General features: G+C 73.7%; 16 protein-coding genes and 1 pseudogene. 6 read left to right on the top strand and 11 right to left on the bottom strand.

The genetic code is table 11. The annotated features are described in order from the left end of the window. Window positions 1-18 precede the first annotated feature (18 nt). The 4 genes and pseudogenes from AB0K00_RS07880 to AB0K00_RS07865 form a co-directional block, all read left to right on the top strand. A pseudogene (locus AB0K00_RS07880) lies at window positions 19-663 on the top strand (ABC transporter ATP-binding protein); the annotation flags it as partial. A gap of 89 nt (window positions 664-752) precedes the next feature. Beyond that, the gene (locus AB0K00_RS07875; protein WP_363517093.1) at window positions 753-1,523 is read left to right on the top strand and encodes an ABC transporter permease; all 771 of its coding nucleotides are present in this window, start codon (window positions 753-755) and stop codon (window positions 1,521-1,523) included. A gap of 88 nt (window positions 1,524-1,611) precedes the next feature. Continuing rightward, on the top strand, window positions 1,612-2,769 hold the full coding sequence (gene alr / locus AB0K00_RS07870) for an alanine racemase (protein WP_363517090.1): 1,158 nt from the start codon (window positions 1,612-1,614) through the stop codon (window positions 2,767-2,769). Further along, on the top strand, window positions 2,762-3,844 hold the full coding sequence (locus AB0K00_RS07865; RefSeq protein WP_363517087.1) for a D-alanine--D-alanine ligase family protein: 1,083 nt from the start codon (window positions 2,762-2,764) through the stop codon (window positions 3,842-3,844). Before alr ends, AB0K00_RS07865 begins: the two co-directional genes overlap by 8 nt. On the opposite strand, the gene AB0K00_RS07860 is transcribed toward AB0K00_RS07865, so the two are convergent. Beyond that, window positions 3,805-5,811 (bottom strand): FAD-dependent oxidoreductase, encoded by a 2,007-nt coding sequence (locus AB0K00_RS07860; protein ID WP_363517084.1) that lies wholly within the window; start codon window positions 5,809-5,811, stop codon window positions 3,805-3,807. The genes AB0K00_RS07865 and AB0K00_RS07860 overlap by 40 nt on opposite strands. Between AB0K00_RS07860 and AB0K00_RS07855 the strand changes: the two genes are divergently transcribed. Continuing rightward, entirely contained in the window at window positions 5,810-6,733 is a 924-nt protein-coding gene (locus AB0K00_RS07855) for a phosphoribosylaminoimidazolesuccinocarboxamide synthase (RefSeq protein ID WP_363517081.1), read from the top strand. The two genes, AB0K00_RS07860 and AB0K00_RS07855, sit on opposite strands and share 2 nt — an antisense overlap. 149 nt (window positions 6,734-6,882) lie before the next feature. Here AB0K00_RS07855 and AB0K00_RS07850 read toward each other — a convergent pair whose 3' ends face one another. Together AB0K00_RS07850 and AB0K00_RS07845 are read right to left on the bottom strand one after the other, a co-directional pair. Beyond that, window positions 6,883-7,797: a PAC2 family protein gene (locus AB0K00_RS07850; RefSeq protein ID WP_363517078.1), complete on the bottom strand. Its 915-nt coding sequence runs from the start codon at window positions 7,795-7,797 to the stop codon at window positions 6,883-6,885. A gap of 72 nt (window positions 7,798-7,869) precedes the next feature. Next, window positions 7,870-8,484 (bottom strand): TetR/AcrR family transcriptional regulator, encoded by a 615-nt coding sequence (locus AB0K00_RS07845; RefSeq protein ID WP_363517075.1) that lies wholly within the window; start codon window positions 8,482-8,484, stop codon window positions 7,870-7,872. Window positions 8,485-8,568: 84 nt separating this feature from the next. On the opposite strand from AB0K00_RS07845, the gene AB0K00_RS07840 reads away from it, so the two are divergent. Further along, window positions 8,569-9,528 carry an SDR family oxidoreductase gene (locus tag AB0K00_RS07840; protein WP_363517072.1) on the top strand — a complete coding sequence of 320 codons (960 nt, stop codon included), beginning with the start codon at window positions 8,569-8,571 and terminating at the stop codon, window positions 9,526-9,528. A gap of 34 nt (window positions 9,529-9,562) precedes the next feature. Here AB0K00_RS07840 and AB0K00_RS07835 read toward each other — a convergent pair whose 3' ends face one another. The 8 genes from AB0K00_RS07835 to AB0K00_RS07800 form a co-directional block, all read right to left on the bottom strand. After that, window positions 9,563-10,222 carry a response regulator transcription factor gene (locus AB0K00_RS07835; RefSeq protein WP_363517633.1) on the bottom strand — a complete coding sequence of 220 codons (660 nt, stop codon included), beginning with the start codon at window positions 10,220-10,222 and terminating at the stop codon, window positions 9,563-9,565. Continuing rightward, a complete protein-coding gene (locus AB0K00_RS07830; RefSeq protein ID WP_363517069.1) occupies window positions 10,210-11,436 on the bottom strand; it encodes a histidine kinase in 1,227 nt (408 codons plus the stop codon). Before AB0K00_RS07830 ends, AB0K00_RS07835 begins: the two co-directional genes overlap by 13 nt. After that, a complete protein-coding gene (locus tag AB0K00_RS07825) occupies window positions 11,433-12,113 on the bottom strand; it encodes a hypothetical protein (protein ID WP_363517066.1) in 681 nt (226 codons plus the stop codon). Before AB0K00_RS07825 ends, AB0K00_RS07830 begins: the two co-directional genes overlap by 4 nt. 66 nt (window positions 12,114-12,179) lie before the next feature. Then, complete coding sequence (locus tag AB0K00_RS07820; RefSeq protein ID WP_363517063.1) at window positions 12,180-13,394, bottom strand: VWA-like domain-containing protein; 1,215 nt, start codon at window positions 13,392-13,394, stop codon at window positions 12,180-12,182. 29 nt (window positions 13,395-13,423) lie between these two features. After that, the gene (locus AB0K00_RS07815; protein WP_363517060.1) at window positions 13,424-14,611 is read right to left on the bottom strand and encodes an AAA family ATPase; all 1,188 of its coding nucleotides are present in this window, start codon (window positions 14,609-14,611) and stop codon (window positions 13,424-13,426) included. 51 nt (window positions 14,612-14,662) lie between these two features. Further along, window positions 14,663-16,171, bottom strand: a complete 1,509-nt coding sequence (locus AB0K00_RS07810; RefSeq protein WP_363517057.1) for a hypothetical protein — start codon at window positions 16,169-16,171, stop codon at window positions 14,663-14,665. Further along, window positions 16,171-17,646 (bottom strand): hypothetical protein, encoded by a 1,476-nt coding sequence (locus tag AB0K00_RS07805; protein ID WP_363517054.1) that lies wholly within the window; start codon window positions 17,644-17,646, stop codon window positions 16,171-16,173. Before AB0K00_RS07805 ends, AB0K00_RS07810 begins: the two co-directional genes overlap by 1 nt. 47 nt (window positions 17,647-17,693) lie before the next feature. Next, on the bottom strand, window positions 17,694-19,340 hold the full coding sequence (locus tag AB0K00_RS07800; protein WP_363517631.1) for an ankyrin repeat domain-containing protein: 1,647 nt from the start codon (window positions 19,338-19,340) through the stop codon (window positions 17,694-17,696). Window positions 19,341-19,345: the final 5 nt, after the last annotated feature.

Genomic DNA, 19,345 nt, shown 5'->3' with positions numbered 1-19,345 from the left:
TTCCGCAGGATCAACCGCATGGCAGTCATCGACGTTCACCAGTTGCAGAAGCGCTACGGCGACCGGCACGCGGTCCGGGACGTCTCGTTCAGCGTCGAACGCGGCGAGATCTTCGGCATCGTCGGCCGCAACGGCGCCGGCAAGACCACCACCGTCGAGATCATCGAGGGCCTGCGCGTCGCGGACGCCGGCACCGTCCGGGTCCTCGGCCTCGACCCGCGCGACCCGCGGCTGCGGCACCGGGTCGGCGTGCAGCTGCAGGAGTCGCAGCTGCCGGACCGGATCCGGGTCATGGAGGCCATGCAGCTGTTCGCCTCCTTCTACCGCGACCCGGCGTCCCCGGCCGCGGTCCTCGCCCAGCTCGGGCTGGCCGAGCACGCGAACCAGCAGTACAAGAAGCTTTCCGGCGGGCAGAAGCAGCGGATGTCGATCGCGCTGTCGCTGATCGGCGCCCCGGAGGTGGCGGTGCTCGACGAGCTCACCACCGGCCTGGACCCGCACGCCCGCCGCGAGACGTGGCGGCTCATCGAGGACATCCGCGAGCGGGGCGTCACCGTGCTGCTGGTCACCCACTTCATGGACGAGGCCGAACGGCTCTGCGACCGGATCGCGGTCATCGACGGCGGCCGCACCGTCGCCGTCGACACCCCGGCCGGGCTGATCCGCCGCGCCTTCGGCGACGCCGCCGGTCCCCGCGACGACCTGGAGTCCGCGTTCGTCTCGCTCACCACCGCCGCTCTGGAGGTCTGATCATGCCCGCCCTGTCGCTGCGCACCCCATATGTCCGTGCCCTGACCCGGCTGACCGTGGTGGAGACGCGGCTGATGCTGCGCGAGGTCACGCCGCCGCTGTTCACCGTCCTGCTCCCGGTCGCGCTGCTGCTGGTCTTCGGCTGGTCCGCCAGCACCCGGCGGCCCGACGCGGCCCTCGGCGGGCATCGCGGCATCGACACCGTCATCCCGTCGATGTCCGTCATGGTGTCCCTGGCCATGGTCGCGTTCTTCATGCTGCCGGTCGTGCTCACCACGTACCGGGAGAAGGGCATCCTGCGCCGCTTCGCCACGACCCCGGTCCGGCCGTCGGTGATGCTCGGCGCGCAGATCCTCATGAACGGCGCCGTCGTGCTCGTCTCGACACTGCTGACCCTCGTCATCGGCGTGACCCTGATGGACATGCGGCTGCCGAACCTGCTGCTGGTCCTGCCGACGTTCCTGCTCGGCCTGCTGGGGCTGTTCCCGATCGGGCTGCTGGTCGCCTCCGCCGCCGGCAGCGCGAAGGCCGCGACCGGCTGGGCGCTCGGCATGTGGTTCCCGTCGGCGTTCTTCGCCGGCCTGTACGTGCCGGTCGAGTACCTGCCCGCGGTGCTGCGCCGCATCGGCGACTTCACCCCGCTCGGCGCGTTCCGCCAGGCGATCCAGGCCGCGTGGGTCGGCGACACCCCCGAACCGTTGCACCTGGCCGTGCTCGCCGCCACGTTCGTGATCGCCGGGGGACTGTCCGTGCGCCTGTACCGTGCCGACTGAACTGCAGGCCGGCTGAGCTGCGTGCGGCGAACCGACACTGCTGTGACGCACGGTGACCACTATGATCGGCGGGACAAGGGGGTGGCTCGTGGGAGCAGTGGCAGAGGCGGTCGTCGATCTCGACGCTGTGGCGCACAACACCAGGCTCCTGGCGGATCTCGCGGCACCCGGCGCGGCGATGATGGCGGTCGTCAAGGCCGACGGGTTCGGTCACGGAGTGCTACCGGTCGCCCGCACCGTCCTGGCCAGCGGGGCCACCTGGCTCGGCGTCACGTCGATCACCGAGGCCCGGCAGCTGCGCGACGCCGGGATCGGCGCGCCGGTGCTCGCCTGGCTGTATGGCACCGACGACGACTTCGCCTGGGCCGTGCGGCACGACGTCGACCTGTCGGTGTCCACGCCGGCGCACCTCGACGCGATGCCGCCCGGCGCCACCGTCCACCTCAAGGTCGACACGGGGCTGACCCGCAACGGCGTGGCCTGGGCCGACTGGCCCGACCTCGTGCGGCGGGCCGCCGACCTGGAGCGGCGCGGCACGCTGCGGGTCCGCGGGATCTGGTCGCACCTCGCGGCCGCGGACGACCCCGGCAACCCGTCCGTGCCGCTGCAGCTGGAACGCTTCGAGGAGGCCCTCGCCGTGGCCGCCAAGGCTGGGCTGGAGCCGCGGCTGCGGCACCTCGCCAACTCGGCCGGGATCGTCGACGTGCCCGCCGCCCACTACGACCTCGTCCGGGCCGGGCTCGCGCTCTACGGCGTCGAGCCGATCGAGGGCGTCGTCGCCGGGCTGCGACGGGCGATGACCCTGCGGGCCCGGGCCGTCAACGTCAAGCGCGTCCCGCCCGGGACCGGCGTGTCCTACCTGCACCGGTACGTGACGGACCGCGACGCCACCATGGTGCTGGTGCCGGCCGGATACGCCGACGGGGTGCCCCGCCTGCTGAGCAACCGGGGTGCGGTCGCGATCGGCGGGGTGCGCTGCCCGATCGCCGGGCGGGTCGCCATGGACCAGTTCGTCGTGGACGCCGGTGACCTCACCGTGGCGATCGGTGACGAGATCGTGCTGTTCGGGCCGGGCGACGGTGCCGAGCCGACCGTGGAAGAGTGGGCGGCCTGGGCACAGACCAACCCACATGAGATCTTGACGGGCATCGGCGCCCGGGTGCCGCGAAGGTACGTCGGCTCGGTCGGCTCGCATGTGAGTTCGTTCGTGAGTTCGTTCGTAAGTGAGGAGCAACCGCATGACTGAACGTCGCATCCGCGTCGCCGTCGTCTTCGGAGGGCGCAGCGGCGAGCACGAGGTCTCGTGCAAGTCGGCGCTGAGCATCGTGCGGTTCCTCGACCGCGGCCGCTACGAGGTCGTGCCGGTGCGCATCACGCCCAGCGGCACCTGGGTCTTCGGCCGCGACGCCGAGTCGCCGGACGCCCTGGACCTGGAGGGTCTGCTGGCGCTCACCAAGGAGACGGACGCGCCCGCGCTGGCCAGTCTCGCCGACGCGATCGGCACGCTGCGCGACTGCGACGTGGTGTTCCCCGCCATCCACGGCCCCTACGGCGAGGACGGCACGATCCAGTCGGTCCTGGAGATGGTCCGCCTGCCGTATGTCGGCAGCGGCGTGTTCGCCAGCGCCGCCGGCATGGACAAGGAGTTCACCAAGCGGCTCCTCGTCGCCGACGGCCTGCCCGTCGCCGACGGTGTCGTCCTGCGCGGCGGCACCGGCACCGTGTCGCCGCAGGAGCGCGAGCGGCTCGGCCTGCCCGTGTTCGTGAAACCGTCCCGGGCCGGCTCGAGCCTCGGCGTGTCCAAGGTCGACGACTGGGCCGACCTCGACGCCGCCCTCGCCGAGGCCCGCGACAGCGACGCGAAGGTCCTCGTCGAGGAGATGGTGCACGGGCGCGAGGTCGACCTCGGCGTCCTGGAGCACCCCGACGGCTCGCTGCAGGTCGGCCCGCCCCTGGAGATCCGCTTCCCGGACAAGCACGAGTTCTTCGACTACGAGGCGAAGTACCTCGACCCGACGACCATCTTCGACATCCCGGCGAAGCTGGAGCCGGCGATCATCGAGCAGCTGCAGGACCTCGCCGTGCGCACGTTCCGCGCCCTGGAGTGCCGGGGCCTGCTGCGGGTCGACTTCTTCCTGCGCTTCGGCACCGAGCCGGTCATCAACGAGGTCAACACGTTCCCCGGCTTCACCGCCGTCTCGCAGTACCCGCAGATGTTCCGGGTGGCCGGCCTGGACTACCCGGCCCTGCTCGACGTGCTGATCGCGACCGCGCTGGCCCGTCACGCCCGCACGAACCGGGCCGCGTCGGCGATCACGTAACCGTCGGTCTGCTCGGTGCGGATCAGCACGCTGCCGGCGCTGCCGGCGGTGAACTGGAACGTGCCGAGCGGCACCCACTGCCCGCCGGACGCGCGCTGGTCCACGCTCAGCGTGCTGAGCCCGCCGCCGTGCACGACGTCGACCGGGACGTTGCTCGCCCGGTTGGCGTGCGCGGTCCACCGCAGCTGCACCGTCCACGCGCCCGCCGCCGGCAGCGCCGGGGTGTAGCGGAGCCGGTTGACGCCCTTGGCGGTGTTGCCGTCGTGCTCGTAGTCGCTGCCGTAGTAGCCGCCGATCGACGTGCTCGACAGCCACGTCCCGGCCCGCGTGACCCCGCTGCCGCTGCGGCTGTCAATAACAATTTCCGAATTGCCCGAAATGTCAATTCGCTGGCCGAGGTCGCGGAGCAGGCCCTGCAGCGTGGTGACGTTCACCTGCTGCACGGGCACGGCACCGGTGATCGCGAGCCGCGCCGCGACCGCCGCCGACTGGCCCAGCACCATGAACACCGGCTCCATCCGGATCGACCCGTACGCGATGTGGCTCGCCGACAGGCACACCGGGACGAGCAGGTTCGCGCACTGCGCCTCGAGCGGGACGATCGAGCGGTAGCTGACCTGGTACGGGCCGGGCACCCCGACCTGCACGTCCCCCTCGTTCCTCGCCACGCCGCCGACCACCAGGCGTTGGCAGTTGTGCGAGTCCATCGTGTAGCTGGCCAGGCCGACGGAGTCCGCGACCGTCGTGGCGCCGCGGCAGTTGTGCTCCGTCATCACGTACGCCGACACCATCCGGCGGGCCTCCCGCACGTACAGCATCGGCGGCCAGTTACCGGTCGCCGTGAACTCGTCCGGGGCGAGCCCCCAGGCGGCGGTGGCGGAGCGGATCGCGGCGGGCACCCTGGTGTCGTTGCTCAGGAACCACATCAGCCCCTGCTGGTAGGTGCGGTGCTCGGCGACGATCGTGTCCCGCGCCGCGAACGACGCCGTCGGGTAGGCGGCGTTCATGCCGATGTCGTCGGTGGAGAACGCGCCGTCGTTGTTCGAGTCGGTCTTGCCGCCGCCGACGCTGACGGCGTTGAAGAACGGCCCCGTGTAGCCGGCCTCGATGTAGCGCAGCAGCAGCGCATAGCGGCCCGCGTCGTAGCCGGCCGGCCGGGGGAACGGGACCCGGCCGGCGGCCCCGGTCAGGCACATCCGGAAGTTGTACGCCTGGATCCGGCCGTCGGCGGTGCCGTTCGGCGCCAGGGCCGCGGCGGAGACGCCGGGCAGCAGCCCGCTGGCCGGGTTGCCGGGCGTCACGTACGGGTCGACCGGCTTCGTGAACTGGTGCTTGTCGCGCAGCTGGACGCCGTTGATGCTCTCGCCGTAGGTGGCGTTGCCCTCGCGGCCGACGGTGCTGGCCACCCCGGCTTTCGCGAGGAGGTCGCCCTCGTAGCTGGCGTCGACGTACATCAGCCCGCGGTACACCTGACCGTCCTCAGTGGACAACTCGGTGATCCGGTTGCCGGCCTTGGTGACCGTGGCCAGCCTGCGTCCAAGGTGGACGGTCACGCCCGCCTCCGCCAGCAGGTCGGTGAAGACGGCCGCGGCGACGTGCGGCTCGAACGTGAACCGGGCCGGCGACGACGCGGTGACCGGGGTGCCGTTGTACTTGCCGTACACGCGCCGGTAGAACTCGTGCGACAGGCCACCGATCGCGGCCGTGTTGCCGGTGTCGGTGGCGCCGAGCCCGGCGGTGGTCATCCCGCCGACGTGGTTGCCCGCGTCCACGACGACCGCGGAGCCACCGGAGCGGCGGAACTGGATCGCGGCCGCGAGCCCGCCGGGCGTTGCCCCGTACACCACGAGATCCGCGGTGACGACAGCCGCCTGCGCGCGAGCGCCGGGGGAGAGGATGACGGCGCCTGTGCCGAGGAGGGTTGCCTGGAGTCCGGTGCGGATGAGCTGACGGCGGGTGTGCGGCATGCTGCTGGCTCCCTTGCCTGCGCGAGTGTTCGCTGCATGGGGCCGCCGCGCCCCTGAGATTGAAGGGAGTCTAAACGTTAGGCTGGCGGGCGTGAAGCTGCTGCATTCGGGCAAGGTCCGCGACGTCTACCTCGACGGCGACGACCTGCTCCTCGTCGCGTCGGACCGCATCTCCGTCTACGACGTCGTGCTGCCCACCCCGATCCCGGACAAGGGCGCGGTCCTCACCCGGCTGTCGCTGTGGTGGTTCGAGCAGCTCGCCGACCTGGTGCCCAACCACGTCCTGTCCGCCACGGACGTGCCCGCCGAGTTCGCCGGCCGGGCCATCCGCTGCCGGCGCCTCGACATGGTGCAGGTGGAGTGCATCGCCCGGGGCTACCTGACCGGCCTCGGCCTCACCGAATACCGGCGCGACGGCGCCGTCAGCGGCCTCACCCTCCCGCCGGGCCTGGTCGAGGCCGACCGCCTGGCAGAGCCGATCTTCACCCCGACGACGAAGGCCGCCGTCGGCGAGCACGACGAGTTCGTCACCTTCGACGACGTCGTCGCCCAGGTCGGCAAGGAGCTCGCGGAGGAGCTGCGGGACCTGACGCTGCGGGTCTACGCGCGCGGCCGGGACGTCGCCGCGGAGCGCGGCATCATCGTCGCGGACACCAAGCTCGAGTTCGGGCAGGCCCCCGACGGCACGCTGATCCTCGCCGACGAGGTGCTCACCCCCGACTCGTCACGCTTCTGGCCCCTGGACGAGTGGGTGCCGGGCCGCACCCAGCACTCCTTCGACAAGCAGTCCGTGCGGGACTGGGCGCGCTCCACCGGCTGGGACCAGACCGCGCCCGGCCCCGAGATCCCGGCCGACGTCGTGGAGCGCACCCGATCCCGCTACGTCGAGGTCTACGAACGGCTGACGGGACGCTCGTTCTGACCGACCCCGTCGTCCTCTGACCAAGCCCCTGGTGCCGTCGACCGCTCTCACGCCACGGTAGCCCGGCACTGCAAGTTGATGTTCGAGCCCGTCACGCTTCGTAGTAGTGCCTGCGTCGCCAGTGCCTGTGTCGCCGTGCCTGCGTCGGCTTACGGGTTCTCGTCGTTGCGGGTCTGCTCTGCGAGGAACCGCTCCAGCTCCGCGCCGATCTCGTCGGCGGTCGGCAGCGGCGACGGCGAGTCCGCGAGCAGGTTGTTGCCCTGCCGGCCGCGGGTGTAGGCGTCGTACTGCTCCTCGAGGGCCCGCACCAGCGCCGCGGCCTCGTCGGCCTGCGCGATCTGCACGTCGATCTCGGCCCGCACCGACTCCGCGGCCGCGTGCAGGTCCTCCGTCGGCAGCTGCAGCCCGGTCGCCTCCGACACGCAGCCGAGCAGCTTCTCCGCCGCCGACGGGAACTCCGCCTGCGCCACGTAGTGCGGCACGTGCACGGCGAAACCGAACGCGTCGCGGTCCTGCTGCCCGATCCGGAACTCCAGGAGGTTGCCGACGCTGCCCGGCACCTGGACGCGCTGCAGCCACGGCTCGAACCCGGCGATCAGGTCGCGGCTCGTGCCGTGCGCGGTCACGCCGGTCGGCCGGGTGTGCGGCACCGCCATCGGGATCGCGGTCAGCCCGACCGTCGCCCGCACGTCGAACCGCTCGATCAGCTCGATGACCGCCGCGGTGAACCGCTCCCACTGCAGGTCCGGCTCCGGCCCGTCCAGGAGCAAGAACTCGGTGCCGGTCGCGTCGCGCAGCACCCGCAGCAGCAGCCGTGGCTGCTCGTAGTGTTCCCAGTGGTCCTCGACGAACAGCATCGCCGGGCGCCGGCTGCGGTAGTCGTAGAGCTGGTCGAGGTCGAACGTCGCCAGGGTGCGCGGCGAGCCGACCGTCAGCAGGTGCTCACGGGCGAGACGGCTGGCGTTGCCGGCGTCGACGAAGCCCGTCAGCGCATGCACGAGCACCGGCCGGTCGACGGCCGGCAGATCCTCGGTGAGCGTGTAGAGCTCGCTGGGGTTGAGCACCGGAACGCAGCCTCCTTGTGGGTCCTGGCGGGTCTGGGTTGCTTTCTGCCTGCAACCCGAAGACTGCCACGATCATTCCATCCCGGCGGACCAGGGATTCGTGAGGATCGCGTAGACCAGCTCGTCGACGGCCGTGGCCAGGGACGTGAACGACGCCCCGGCACCGGTGTAGGGGTCGGAGACCTGCAGCATCATCTCGTGCACCCCTCCCACCAGCGCGATCGCCAGCAGCTGCGACAGCTTCGGGATGGCCGGGTCCGCGGCGCGAGCCGCATCGACCACCTCTACCAGCGTATCGGCGAATTGGCGCTGCATCTGCTGGCGCAGCCGGTACGCCTTCGGGCCGGCCGCCTGGATCTCCACCAGTAGCGTGCGGGTCACCGCCGGCATGCTCTCCAGGGCGTTGAGATAGGCGGTCACCCCGTCGTTGATCATGCTCTTCCAGGTGCCGCCACCGGTCGCGGCGCTCTTGACGACGGCGAGCAGGTAAACGCACCCCTGCTCGTACAACGCCATGAGGCACGCTTCCTTGTCGGTGAAGTGCTCGTAGAACGTGCGCTTCGACACCCGCGCGTGCATGACGACGTCGGCGATCGTGGTCGCCGCGTAGCCCTTGTCGGCGATCGCCGCCGCCAGTCCGCCCGTCAGCGCCTCACGGACCTCATCGGCGGTCCTCGTGCCCGTCATGCGCGTGTCTCAGCCTTTCGCCAGAATGTCTGTGGGTGTTAGTTTGCCTGGTACTGAACGGTACCGCCGACGGGAGGTCTCACGGTGCAGCACAGCTTGTCCGGCAAGGTGGTGCTCATCACGGGAGCCGCGCGGGGTATCGGAGAACACACCGCCCGGGTCGCCGCCGCCCGAGGCGCCACGGTCGTCCTCACCGGCCTCGAACCCGAACGCCTCGCCGACCTCGCCGCGGAGCTGCTCGCCGCCGGCCACGAGGCGACCTGGTCCGCCTGCGACGTCACCGACCAGGCCAGTCTCGCAGCCGCCGTCGAGGGTGCCGTCGCCGCCCACGGCCGCCTCGACGCCGTCGTCGCCAACGCGGGCGTCGCCAGCCGCGGCACCGTCGCCACCGGCGACGTCGAGGCCCTCGTCCGCACCGTCGAGGTCAACCTCGTCGGCGTCGTGCGCACCGCCGCCGCCGTCATGCCGCACCTCATCACGTCCCGCGGCTATCTGCTCATCGTCGCCTCCGCGGCGTCGTTCGCCGCGCTGCCCGGCATGGCGCCCTACTGCGCCTCGAAGGCCGGCGTCGAACACTTCGGCAACGCCCTGCGCCTGGAGGTCGCCCACCACGGCGTCCGCGTCGGCACCGCCCACCCGTCGTGGATCGACACCGACCTCGTCCGGGACGCCCAGGACGACATGCCCACCTTCCGCGAGACGCTGCGCAGGCTGCCACCCCCGCTGGGCTCGACCACGTCGGTGGAGCGCTGCGCCGCGGCGTTCGTCGACGCGCTCGTCCGCCGCCGCCGCAAGGTCTTCGTCCCGCGCAGCGTCGCGGTCGTGTACTGGCTGCGCACCTTGATCAACAGCCGGCTCTCCGAGCGGATGATCGAACGGCAGGCCCGCACCAGCGTCCCCGCCATGGAGGAGCAGGTCCGCTCCCTGCAACGCGGCTTCGGCGCCCACACCGCCACCGGCCTGCCCGCCGCGCCGCCGCCCGCGCGACCCGCGTTCGCGGAGCAGCCGGCTCCGGGCTTCATCGCCGACCGCTACCACCGGTAGCCGCTGCCGGGCGGGCGCGTGCTGGGCGGGTGCGTCAGCCGGTGCGGCTGTCGTGGACGAGGATCGCGACCTGGACGCGGTTGGTGCAGCCGAGCTTGGCGAGGATGCGGGACACGTAGGTCTTCACCGTCGCCACGCTCATCAGCAGCGCGGCGCTGATGTCGGCGTTGGAGCGGCCCTCGGCGACCGCCTCGGCGACCTTCAGCTCGGCCGGGGTCAGCGACGCCAAGGCCCGGCCGGCCGTGGCCCGGCGTTCGGCGGTGTCGTCGCGGACCACGTGCTCCACGAGGCGCCGGACCACCGACGGGGACAGCATCTGCTCGCCGGCCGCGACCCTGCGGACCGCGTCGAGGATGGCGAGGGGCGGGGTGTCCTTGAGCAGGAAGCCGTGCGCCCCGAGGCGAAGCGCCCGCAGCACGTGCTCGTCCGTGTCGAACGTGGTCAGCACGATCACCGCCCCTGGCAGCCCCTCGGCCCGCAGCGCTTCGAGGGCGGCGAGGCCGTCCATCCGCGGCATCCGGATGTCCATCAGCACCACGTCGGGCCGGTTGGTGCGCACGACCCGGACCGCCGCCGCGCCGTCGCCGGCCTCGCCGACGAGCTCCAGGTCGGGGTTGCCGCCGAGGACCATCGCGAGCCCCGCCCGCACCAGCGCGTCGTCGTCGACGACCACGACCCGGATCACGCCCGCCACGGCAGCCACGCCTCCAGATGGAACCCGACCTCGCCGGGCTGCGGCTCTGTGCGGCGGGGGCCGTGCTGCAGGCGGCCGCCGGCCAGGGTGACCCGCTCGGCGAGGCCGACCAGGCCCGACCGGGAGCCGGGCAGCGTGGGGCGCACCGGCGCGGCCGGCAGCGGGTTGCGCAGCCACACGTGCAGCTCGCCGCCGCTGGTCCGGTCCAGGCGGACGGCGACCTCGGCGCCCGGGGCGTGCTTCCGGGCGTTGGTCAGGCCCTCCTGCACCAGGCGGAACGCGGTCCGGTTGACCGCGGCCGGCAGCGTCTCCGGGGCGGCGTCGCCGTCGCCGGTGAGCCGGTTGTCGAGGTGGACCGGGGTGCCGGCGCGGCGGACCTCCTCGATCAGCTCGTCGAGGTCGGCGAGGTCCTGCCGGGGGCGCAGCTCGTCGTCGTCGCTGGTGCGCAGGACGCCGAGGATCTCCCGCAGCTCCTCCATCGCCTGGTGCGCGCTGGCGCGGATGGTGCCGCCGGTCTCGGCGACCTGCTCGCGGGTCAGGTCGCGGCGGATCTCCAGGGCGCCGGCGTGCAGGCTGATGAGGGAGATCCGGTGCGCGAGGACGTCATGCATCTCGCGGGCGATCCGCTCCCGTTCGAGCCCGCGCAGCAGGTCGGCGCGCTGCTCGGCCTCGGCCTCGGCGCGCACGGCCCGCACCCGCAGCGACGCGATCAGCTCCCGCCGGGTGCGGACCGTCACCCCCCACGCGACGACAATGGCGAGGATCGCCGCGGCCGCGGTGCCGATGCCGACGGGGTGCAGGTCGGGGTCCGGGTAGCGCAGCGTCAGCGGGATCGGGGCGACGAAGTGCGCGACCGCGACCGCGACCGCTACCCGGAACGGCCGGTGCACCGCGACCGTGAACACCGCGATCGTCGTGGCCCCGCCGACGAAGTCGGTCAGCGCCGCCGGGATCAGCAGCAGCAGCGCCACGTGCACCGGCCACCGCCGCCGCCACCAGATCAGCACCAGCGCCGGCAGCGACACGGCCATCGACACCAGGAGCCGCTCGTCGCTGATGGTGCCGGTGTCCAGGCTCGAGGACGCCGCGACGACCAGCACCAGCACGGAGATCACGAACACGCTGACGTCGACGGCGACGTTGCGCGCCCGCCTGCCGGAGACTGAGCTGCCGGAGACTGAGCTGCCCGAGACTGCGCTGCCGGGGAGCGTCATGAGCGCACCAGCGGGCGCCAGTGCTGGGTGGTGCCGTCGTCGCGGACCGTGTAGCCCAGCTTCTGCACCTCGTCGCGCAGCTCCGTGGCGTCGGTGGCGCTCTTGTTGGTCAGGGCGACCGCCCGCGCGGCGAGGACCGCGTTGACGGCGCCCGGCAGGTCCGGCAGGTCCGGCACCCAGCGGCGGAACAGCGCCGCGAACGGGTCGCGCTCCAGCCACGGATAGCCGTGCGCCCGGAACGCCGCGGCCACGCGCGGATGACCGGCCCCCTCCAGGCGGTCCCGCACGACCTGCCGCGACTCCCAGTCGAGCACGACCAGGTGCCGCCCGTCGACGAACACCGCCGCGATCTCGCCCCGCCGCACGGTGCGGGCGTTGTCACCGAGCCGCAGCCGCAGCTCAAAGTCGGCGACGGTCACCCGCAGCGTCTCGTGGACCGCGACGAACGCGAAGACCAGGCCGAGCAGCAGCCCCGCGCCGACCAGCGCGATCCGGCCGAACCCGGCGTCGAGCGCGGCGACGAGCCGGATCGGCCCGGCGAACGGCACCCACGGCAGGTCCAGCAGCCACCGCGCCAGCAGCGGCAGCGCCCACCCGGCGGCGAGACCGACCAGCGGGAACCCGACCCAGATCAGCCACCGGTCACCGCGCGAGAGCCCCAGCTCGTGTTCAGCCATACGCCTCACGGTAGGCAGCCTGGCCGCCCCCGGACAGTCTCCGAAAGTTGTCGCGTCCATCGCAACTCAGCCGGTCGGGGTGATGTGCACCGACTCGACCCAGGAAGGTGGCAGTGGCGGGTTCGGCCCGATCAGCCCGGCGATGAGCCGGCAGGCGGTCGGCTCGTCCGGCCACGGGGTGCCGCCGTCGGTGAGGACGACCACGATCTGCGGCCGGTCCGGCGAGCGCAGCGCCGCGGCGATCCCGACCCGCATGTCGGTGCCGCCGCCACCGCCGAGCTCCACCTGCTCCGTCTTCACCACCCGGGTCACGGCGTGCACGTCGGCGTCGCAGGCCACGACGGTCACCCGGTTGCCCCGGATGCCGACGGTCCGCAGCACGCCGGTCACCTCGCTCAACGCCGCGGCCAGGTCGTCCGCGCCCATCGAACCGGACGTGTCGACGACCACCGCGACCCGTGGCAGCGGGCGCCGCAGGCTCGGCAGCACCACGCCGCGCATCGCGCCGGTGCGCCGGCCGGGCCGTGCGTAGGTGTAGTCGACGGCGCCGCTGGCCCACGCGACCGCCTGGCGCAGCGCGCCGGTCAGCAGCCGCCGCCAGTCGACGACGGGCTCGGCGATCTCGTCGGCCCAGCGCTGCCAGCCGCCCGGCACCGTGCCCCGGGACCGCACGTGGGCGCGGATCGCGTCGGCGGTCTGCCGGCGGATCGCGACCGCCTCCACGTCGCGGACGCCGGGCTCGGCACCCTCTCCGAGCACGCCGCCGACCTCACCGGCGACCGGGATGCCGTGCGCGCCCGACCCGCACTGCACCACGTGCTCGTGCGTGTGCGGGATCCCCGCCAGATACTCCTCGAACAGCCGCCCCTCAGGCAGCCCGAACGTCGCCGGCTCCACCCGCGACGCCGGCAGCGCGAGCCGGTCGGCGACCAGGTCGTCGTTGATCTCGCAGTCCTGGGCGAGGTTGACCCGCAGGTGGTCGGCGCGGTCCGCGGCGGGCAGCCGGTCCGCCCGGCCGTGGTGGTCGCGCAGCAGGTGCGCCACCTCGTGCACCCACACCCCGGCGAGCTCCTCGACGCCGTGCCGGTCGACGAACTCGGGCGACACATACAGCCGCCACCGCCGGTCGACCCCCATGGTTGCCAGGTGCCGGCTCGGCACGACCGACAGCGCATACAGCGCCGTGGCCAGATACGGCCGCAGCATCGCCGCCTTGTATCGCGCCGCGAGCAGCTTCGTGCGGTCCAGCGCCCGCGCCGCGGGCACAGGCTCAGCGGGCACGGGCTCAGCAAGCGGGGGTGGCACGGTGGTCATCGCAGGGCGCCGGACAGGCTCAGGATGTCGATGAACGCGTCGATGGTGGCCGGCACCGGCCAGGCCGGCTGGCGCATCGCGGCCAGGTCGGCGGCGGCGCGGGCCGCCACGTCGGGCACCCCGGCGTCGACGGCCTTGCCCAGCACCGTCCAGCCGGCCTCCCACCGCTCGCGGGTCGTGTTGCTCTGCACGGCGGACACGATCGCGGTCAGGAACGCCAGCTGCCGGTCGCCGCGGGTCGGCAACTGGAACGCGTCAGGGTTGGCCAGGACCCGGTTCGGGTCCGGCAGGTCGAGCTCGTCGAGATAGTTGACCAGCTCCAGGCCGGCGCCGTCGCCGATCGCGCCGATCAGCGCCGTGGACAGCGCCGCCCGCGACGCGTCGCTGGCCATGCCGAACGTCAGCAGCCGCAGCGCCATCTCCCAGGTCCGCGGCGACGGCCACGCCCCGCCGCGGGCCTCGGCGTCGGCGGGCAGGTGATGGGCCAGGCCCGGCCGCGCCGTGAGGAACCCGGACAGCGTGCCCCGGGCCCGCGCGAGCGCCGACGCCGCCCGCTTCGGGTCGACGCGGGGGATGTCCGCGGTCGGCCAGGTGCCGGCGAGCCCGCGGGCGACGACCGCCGGGTCGTGGGTCCAGTGCAGGTGGACGAACCGGTTCGCCAGCGGCGGGCTCAGGTGCCAGCCGTCGGCGGCGCTCGCCGGCGGGTTGGCCGCGGCGACGACCCGCACCGCGGGCGGCAGCTCGAGGCTGCCGACGCGCCGCTCCAGCACCACCCGCAGCAGCGCCGCCTGCACCGCCGGCGGCGCCGAGGACAGCTCGTCGAAGAAGATCAGCCCGTAGCCGCGCTTCGCGAGCCGGACCGCCCAGTCCGGCGGTGCCATCGGCACACCCTGCGTGGCCGGGTCGTCGCCGACGACGGGCAGCCCGGCGAAGTCCGACGGCTCGTGGATGCTGGCGATGACCGTCTCCATCGGCACCTGGAGCCGGTCGGACAGCTGCTGCAGCGCCGAGGACTTGCCGATGCCGGGCTCGCCCCACAGCAGCACCGGCAGGTTGGCGGAGACGGCGAGGGCCAGGGCCTCCAGCTGCGTGTTGTCGCGGCGCTCCACGCGGGTCGAACGGGTCGCGGCAAGCAACTCGTCGGCCGCCGCGAGCAGGCTCAGCGCCGTGGGTTCTGCTGTCATGCGCGACACGGTATCCGCCAGGTACGACATTTCCAGCCTGCATTCCCACGGTCACAGGTCGACCAGGAACCACAGTTCTTGCAGGCGTCCCGCGGTGCGGGCCAGGTCGGCCCAGCCGGCGCCGCCGAACGTGACGGCGTTCACATCCGCGCCCATCGTGACGAGCGCCCGGACCGTCGCGGCCGCCCCGCCGTGGGCGACCGCGTACAGCAGCGGGGTCATGCCCTCATGGTCCCGGGCCTCCAGGTCCAGCCCCGCGGCGAGCAGCTCCAGCAGCAGCGTCTCGACCTGCTCAGACTCAGCCGGCCCAGACTCAGCCGGCCCAGCAGGCAGGTAGGCCAGCAGGTGCAGCATCGTGCGGCGCGCGGGATCGCGGAAATGCGGGTCGCCGCCGGCCGCCAGCCACGCCGACAGCGCCGGGGTGTCACCGTGCCGGGCCAGCCGTACCAACGTGTCACGCCGCAACCGGAGGGCCTTCGGCAGCGCGGCCAGAGGGTCGTACCAGCCGAGGTCGCCCGGGTCGGCGAACCGCCAGGCACCGTCGCGGCGGACCCGGACCGGTCCCGTGCCCGGCTGCGGCGCGGGCGGCATCGTCGACAGCGCCGGGAACAACGCCGCGCCGACGAGCGGGTGCAGCGCCGACGCCGGCAGCATCCCGAGCCGCACCAGGTCGACGTCGACGGGCCGCTCGACCAGCGCCGCAGGCAACCGCAGCGCCGCACTGTGCGCGTCACCACGCACCGTGTGTTCCGAGATCACGGTGGTGTACGCGTCGTCGACCTGATCCAGCAGCGCCTCCGGCGCTCCCGTGGACCGTAGTGCCCCGCCCAGGCCGGTCAGGTCCAGCCGCCACACCCTGCGAGCCGGTCCCCGCCCTGGCCCCCGGATGGACGCGCGCAGGTCCGCCCGGCGGTCCACCAGCGGCCCGAGGTCGAAGCCGGCGAGCCGCCACGCCCCGATCCAGTCCCCGGCGTCCTGCAGCGTGATGACGTGCTCGGCGAGCCCCCAGCGTTCCGGCGGCAGGCGCCCGCCGGCGGCGTCCACGAACGGCACCCGCGAGACGGCGCCACCGCACCGCGCGGCGAGCGCCGCCGTGTGCCGGCTGTCCCAGTGGTCCCTGCTGTACGCCAGCGACCCCCGCCACGAGCCGGGCGGCACCGCGCCGTACCGCAACGCCAGCCGCTCAGGCTCCCGCCGCAGCACGAACAACGCCCGGTCGGCCGCGCCCTCGACGCCGCCGCCTGCAACGCTGCCGCCCGCGACGCTGCCGCCCGCGACGCTGCTGTACTGGCTGAGGACCGTAACGGGCAGCGCCGGGTCGAGATGCCACCGCAGCAGGTCCGGCACCAGGTGGCGCAGGTCGTCCTCGACCCGCGCGGCGACCGCGCCGCCGTCGCCGCGGGCGATCGCCGACGGGTCGAGCTCGACGTCCACGTGCGCCGCCGCGCAGGCGCCGCGCCAGTCCCCGGCGAGCCGCCGCGCCGTCGCCGCGGTGATCATCCAGGCGGGCACGCCCAGCCGTCGCGTCCACCGCGCCGCCGCGAGCTCACGGCGCCACATCACGCGCCCCGCGGTTGCGGGCCGAGGTCGTCCGGGTCGGCGCCGAGGTCCAGCAGCGCCTGGATCGCCTGCGGGGTGCCGCCCATCGTGACGGCGTGCCGCAGCGGCGTCAGCCCGGCGTGGTCACGGGCCCGCGGGTCGAGGCCGGCGTGCCGCAGCCGGGCCACGACCGGACCGGGCTCCGGCAGCCACGCGAGCAGGTGCAGCATGGTCCGGCCGAGGTGGTCGCGCAGGTGCGGGTCGAGGCCCGCGTCGAGCCACGCGGCGATCGCCGGCCCGTCGCCGTTGACGGCGTGCAGGACGATCTGCCGGCGGCGCAGCCGCAGCGCCTTCGGCGTCCACGCGTCGGGGTCGCGCCATCCGGCCCGCGCCGCGAAACATCCGCGCAGCGGCGCCCCGCCGAGGGCGCGCAGCGTCAGCTCCCGGCGGGTCTCCTCCGCGGTGTGGTTACCGTCGCCGAGCACGTGCCACACGCCCTGACACCGGACCCGCACCGGCGACATGTCGGGGACCGGCTCCGGCGGGCCTTCGAAGAGCCCGGCGAGGCCCGGGAACATCGCGTCGCCGACGAGCGGGTGCAGCTCGTGCAGCGGCAGCAGCCCATGGCGTACGAGGTCGAAGTCCACCGGCCGGTCACAGCGCACCGCGGGCACGTCGGGCGGTGGCAGCGGCGCGTTGACGTACTGGACCCGCAGGTCGCCCTCGATGGTCAGCGGGACGGTCAGGTGGGCGCCGAGCGGGACCCGGACCCGGCCGCGGCGCTCCTCGACGGCGGCGCGCAGCTGGGCGAGGTCGTGCCGGCCGTCGCGCAGGTACGCCTCGATCCAGTGCCCGGGGCCGATCATCGTGCGCAGCGGCTCGACGTCGAAGCCGGCCATGCTCCAGGCGCGGGCCCAGTCGCCGGCGTCCTGCGCGGCGATCATCCGCTCCCGGTCGGTCCACGACGTCTCCGGCAGGCGGTCCCCGGTCGCGGTGAGGAACGGCAGGTGCCCGTCGTACCCGCCGCACCGGGCCAGCAGCGCGCCGGCGTGCCGGGTGTCCCACCGCTCCCGGGCGTGCTCGAAGCCGTGGAACGCGCCCAGCGGCCCCGCGCCGTCGTGCTCGGCGAACCCGAGCTCGAGCCGCTGGCTCGGCGTGTCACGGTGCCGCGCCCGGACCCGCAGGGCCATCCGGCCGTGCACGGCCAGGGGCACCGTGACGGGGAGCAGCGTCGTGGCCGGCAGCGCCCGGAACAGGTGCCAGCGCAGCAGGTCCGGCGCCAGGTGCCGTAGGTCGTCCTCGACCGACGCGGCGACCTCCGCGCCGTGCTCGCGCCGGATCCGGACCGGGTCGACGTCGGCGGCGACATCGACGCCGGCCGCATCGCAGGCGCCGCGCCAGTCCCCGGCGAGCCGCCGCTGCGTGGCCCGTTCGATCATCCAGCGGGGCACGGCGAGCCGCCGCACCTGGCGCCACCCGCGCAGCTCGCGGCTCACCCACACGGTGGTGTCAATCGCATGGCTGTGTCACCCACACGGCTGTGTCAGTCCTGTGACGGTTGCAGGAACGCGAGCTCCGGACGGCCGAAGCGGTCCAGGGTGTCGGCGAGGGAGACGCCGTTGTCATCGACGGGAGCGGGATCGGCGCCGGCGTCCAGCAGGGCGCGGACGAGCTCCGCGGAGCCGGTGTCGTACACCGCCGTCTGCAGCGGGGTCATGCCACGCCGGTCGCGGGCCTCGAGGTCCAGACCGGCGGCGACGAGCCGGTGGAACAGCGACAGGTCGCCGGGTGCGGCCATCAACCCGCTGATGTGGTGCAGCAGCGTCCGGCCGTGCGGGTCGCGGGCGTGCGGGTCGACGCCCGCGTCGAGCAGCTCCAAAACCCCGGGCAGGTCGCCGTGCTGGGCCCGCAGCATGAGGTCGCGGCGCAGCTCGTGCAGGGCGCGGGGGAGCGTCGAGCCCGGTTCCCGCCAGGCCCGTTCGGCGGCGACACAGCCGTACACCTGACCACCGAGCGCCAACAGGGCCTGTTCGCGGCGGCGTTCCTCGTCGTCGTGCGGGATGTCGAACCGCCCGCCGTCCATCCGCACGTGATGCCACGCACCGTCACGGCACCGCAGACGGGCGTCCGTCGCCGGGGGCGGCGCGACCCGCGGCACGAGCGGCTCCGCCTCGGGGAAGAACGCGGCGTGCACGAGCGGGTGCAGCGCCGCCACCGGCAGCACGCCGGCGCGGATCAGCTCGGCGTCGATCGGCCGCTCGTAGGGTCCCGGGTCGAGGTGCCAGTCGGCGTCGCGGTCCCGGTACCCGGTCTCCAGCCACTCGCCGGTCAGCTGCGGGCCCTCGAACCCGGTCAGCCGGACCACATGGTTCCAGCCGAACGGGATGCCGACCTGATCGCCGCCGTCGGCAGTGTCACGGACCCGGTCGCGGGCCGCGTCGATGACGGCGGTGTGGTCGGCGAGGAAGCCCTGCCAGTGCTGCTGGAGGATCTGGTACGTCCAGCGGCTGGACGGCTGTGGTGCCTCGGGGATGTCGGCGCCGGCGGCCTGCCACGCCTCGCGGAACCGCCCGGCGTCGTGCAGGGCCAGGATCTGTTCGGTGCGCCCCCACGCCCGTTCCGGCAGCGGGTTGCCGGCCGGGTCGAAGAACGGCAGGTGCGTCCAGCCGCAGCCGGCCAGCAGCCGCCCGGACTCGCGGGCGTCCCACAGGTGGCGGTGGCCGCGGTAGTCGTGCAGGGCGTGGAACGGCCGCGGTCCGTCGTCCCACTCCCAGTCGTCCCACGCGTCCTGGTCCAGCGGCTCCGCGGTGACGAACAGGCGCAGCCGCTGCGAGCCGAAGCCGAGCCGGGTACCGCCGACGTACAGCGCCGGCCCGCTGTCACCGTCACCGTCACCCTTCCCGCCGCCGGCGAGGTGCACGACCTGCCGGGCGTCGAGGTGGGTGTCGCCGCGGCCCGGTTTGCGGGGCAGGTGCCAGCGCAGCAGGTCGGGCGCGAAGTGGGCCAGGTCGTCCTCGAACGGCGCGAAGTCACCCGCCGCGACGGCGGAGTCGGCCACGTCGACGTTCGCGGCCGCGCAGGCGGCCCGCCAGTCGCCGGCGAGGCGGGCGGCGGTCGCGGCCCGGATCATCGACGGGGGCGTCGCCCAGCGCCGGATCCGGCCCCAGTTTCCGGCGCCGGCACGGGTCATGGTCG

It is taken from the genome of Dactylosporangium sp. NPDC049525, assembly GCF_040676755.1.
Lineage (GTDB): Bacteria > Actinomycetota > Actinomycetes > Mycobacteriales > Micromonosporaceae > Dactylosporangium.
The sequence above is the reverse complement of the archived record's forward strand: the minus strand, read 5'-3'. Positions and strand labels throughout refer to the sequence as shown.